General features: G+C 51.5%; 2 protein-coding genes. Both read right to left on the bottom strand.

The window, feature by feature from the left end; all coding sequences use genetic code 11:
• On the bottom strand, positions 1 to 273 hold a 273-nt coding region (locus tag KVT32_RS28115; RefSeq protein WP_217619200.1), incomplete at its 3' end, for a hypothetical protein.
• A gap of 19 nt (positions 274 to 292) precedes the next feature.
• The gene (locus tag KVT32_RS28110; protein WP_217619199.1) at positions 293 to 610 is read right to left on the bottom strand and encodes a hypothetical protein; all 318 of its coding nucleotides are present in this window, start codon (positions 608 to 610) and stop codon (positions 293 to 295) included.
• Positions 611 to 684: the final 74 nt, after the last annotated feature.

Genomic DNA, 684 nt, shown 5'->3' with positions numbered 1-684 from the left:
CTCCAGGTCTCGACGATCGCGCAACAGATTTTTCGCTGCCTCGGTCGTCTGGCCATTGGACGCCTGCAATTCCTTTGCCAGATTGGCCTGGCTTTGTTCCAGCGCGGCTTCGTCTGCCCTGATCGTGGCCTGCAGCTCAGAAAGATTCGCTTCTGTTTCCGCGTACTCTGTTTGAGGGCCGTTGTCATAATTACTGCGGCACTTTTCCAGCAGGGCGAGCGCAGCTTCGTATTTGTTTTTTGCTTCTATAAATTTTTGGTTCATGTCCAACATGATGCTTCTCCAGGAACGGTTAAAGGTTAGGTTTTTTAGCAATTACCGAAAACAGTTCCTGAGCTTCACGGAATGAACCCAAGGCCTCATCTAGATCTCCCCAAAGCCGCCCCATTACGCCACGCAACGATTGTAAATCGAGCTCGATGTTCTGCGAATTATCGGGAATGTCCAGCGTCAGATATGCAAACATGCATGCCATATCCCTGGCGCGCTGTACCGCGGCCTCGGCTGATTCAAGTTTTTTCACGTAGGCATCAGTCGGCGCTTTTTCGGCACCTGGTACTGATGAGATGGAAGAGGTATTTTCTACAGCTGGGGTGTTCAGGTCTTTCATGCAGATCTCCTTCGTTGCGTTAATCGCTTCCCGGTTCCAAACGGGAGAGCGGGCACTTGACGAGGTTGGAACCC

The sequence above is a fragment of the Achromobacter sp. GbtcB20 genome (assembly GCF_019091095.1).
Taxonomy (GTDB): domain Bacteria; phylum Pseudomonadota; class Gammaproteobacteria; order Burkholderiales; family Burkholderiaceae_B; genus Achromobacter; species Achromobacter mucicolens.
Note: the sequence above shows the minus strand (reverse complement) of the source record. Positions and strands in the feature narration are given on the sequence as shown.

Bases quoted from the DNA above. Each gene is read 5' to 3' on its own strand.
- KVT32_RS28110 (WP_217619199.1), bottom strand. From the start codon at position 610: ATGAAAGACCTGAACACCCCAGCTGTAGAAAATACCTCTTCCATCTCA.